This is a genomic window from Streptococcus hillyeri, assembly GCF_003686955.1.
GTDB lineage: Bacteria > Bacillota > Bacilli > Lactobacillales > Streptococcaceae > Streptococcus > Streptococcus hillyeri.
The window spans coordinates 1-2,038 of record NZ_RCVM01000042.1 but is presented as its reverse complement, the minus strand read 5'-3'; the positions used below and the strand labels follow the sequence as shown (position 1 = coordinate 2,038).

Below are 2,038 nucleotides of genomic sequence, written 5' to 3'. Positions count from 1 at the left end.
TACTTTTTGGTGTATAATAGTTTTGCATCTCAGAATCTTTCTAATTGTTGTTGTGGTGATTACAATTATATCTCTCTGAGATGTTTTTTGATACCCTTAGGTGGCTAACTTCATTTTAGAACTTTCCGTTTGAGATAAATGTGAAAAAATTAACAGAAAGTTACTGAAAAGGGTTTTAAAGACTGATATTTTAGAGTATAATAGATTTGTAAGTTTCATCACAAAGTTTTGAAAGGAGTCTATATTTGATGAAAAAGAAACTTGTTCTAGGCTTTTTCCTAAGCCTATTTGCTATGGTTTTAGTTGCTTGTGGCGGTTCAAAAACTGCTAAAGAAACAGAAACAACAACTGAAGCTAAAAAAGAGGAAGTCGTTTCTGGTGCTTCCGAAAAATCTTACACTGATCCAAAAGAATTGAAAGATAGCTATGATGTCGTGGTTATCGGTTCAGGTGGTGCTGGTATGGCGGCAGCAATTTCAGCTAAAGATGCTGGTGCAGATGTTGCTATCTTGGAAAAAATGCCAGTTATCGGTGGTAACACTTCAAAATCATCTGCTGGTATGAACGCTTCTGAGACAAAATTCCAAAAAGCACAAGGTATTGAAGATAAAAACGACCTTTTCTATGAAGAAACACTTAAAGGTGGTAAAGGGACAAATGATCCAGAGTTGCTTCGATACTTTGTTGATAACTCAGCCTCAGCCATTGACTGGCTTGATAGCATGGGAATTACCCTTGATAATATCACAACAACTGGTGGTATGAGTGTGACACGTACGCACCGTCCGACAGATGGTTCAGCTGTAGGTCGTTACCTTGTTGATGGTTTATATGCTAATGTCACTGAACGTAAAATCCCAACATTTGTCAATGCTGATGTGACAGAATTGACAGATAAAGACGGTTCAGTAACTGGTGTTAAAGTTAAAATTGCTGGTAAAGAAAAAACAGTATCTGCTAAATCAGTTGTTTTAGCAACAGGTGGTTTCGGTGCTAACATGGACATGGTTACAAAATTCAAACCAGAATTAAAAGGCTATGTGTCAACAAACCAAGAAGGGTCAACAGGTGATGGTATTGCGCTTGCAGAATCTGAAGGTGCAGCCACTGTTGATTTGGATCAAATTCAAATTCACCCATCAGTAGAACAAAAAACAGCATATCTTATCACTGAAGCTGTTCGTGGTGAAGGTGCTATTCTTGTAAACTCAAAAGGTGAGCGCTTTGTTAATGAATTAGAAACACGTGATAACGTTTCTGCAGCGATTAATGGACTCGATCCGAACTACGCTTATGTTGTCTTTGATAATGCCCTTCGTGGACGTGTAAAAGCGATCAACCAATATGTTGAAAAAGGTCTTGTTGTGGAAGCAAAAACAATCGAAGATTTAGCGAAAGCTATTGACATTGACGGAGCTACTCTAAAAACAACTCTTGACACTTGGAATAAAGCGGTCGCTGATAAATCAGATACAGCTTTTGGACGCAAGACTGGTATGGACAATGCGCTTTCAGAAGCACCATATTACGCAATCAAAGTATCACCAGGTATTCACCACACAATGGGTGGTTTGAAAATCAATACTAATACAGAAGTCTTAAATAAAGAAGGAAAAGCTATTCCAGGTCTCTATGCCGCTGGTGAAGTAACAGGTGGTATTCACGGACAAAACCGTATCGGTGGTAATGCCGTAGCTGATATCATCATCTTCGGTCGCCAAGCAGGTAACCAATCTGCAGCACATGCTAAATAGTTTGCATTAAGAGCTAGAAAGTCAAATTTTTAGCTCTTTTTAAATTGTAGAAAAAAGTGGGGAAACAGAGAAACGATACCAATTGAATCCTTTATATCAAGTGAAAGAAAGTCTAACGATTATTATTTTTGATGTGAAAACGTGTTTATGAAAAAAAGCTAAATTCCCAAACTAACTTCCACCGTCTGTTAAAGTGGAAGTTAATCTGATAAAACCTCTAACAACCAGTGGAAATCCGTGTCAGGGTAAGTTCCACTGGTTTTTATAATGGTTGATTTTATTGC

At 37.7% G+C, this 2,038-nt stretch carries 1 protein-coding gene; it reads left to right on the top strand.

Annotated elements, in window-relative coordinates; translation table 11 throughout:
* The first annotated feature begins 248 nt into the window (after nt 1-248).
* Nucleotides 249-1,754: a flavocytochrome c gene (locus tag EAF07_RS10350; RefSeq protein ID WP_121836462.1), complete on the top strand. Its 1,506-nt coding sequence runs from the start codon at nt 249-251 to the stop codon at nt 1,752-1,754.
* Nucleotides 1,755-2,038: the final 284 nt, after the last annotated feature.

Excerpts from the sequence above, each read along its gene's own strand:
- EAF07_RS10350 (WP_121836462.1), top strand. The coding sequence starts at position 249 with ATGAAAAAGAAACTTGTTCTAGGCTTTTTCCTAAGCCTATTTGCTATG.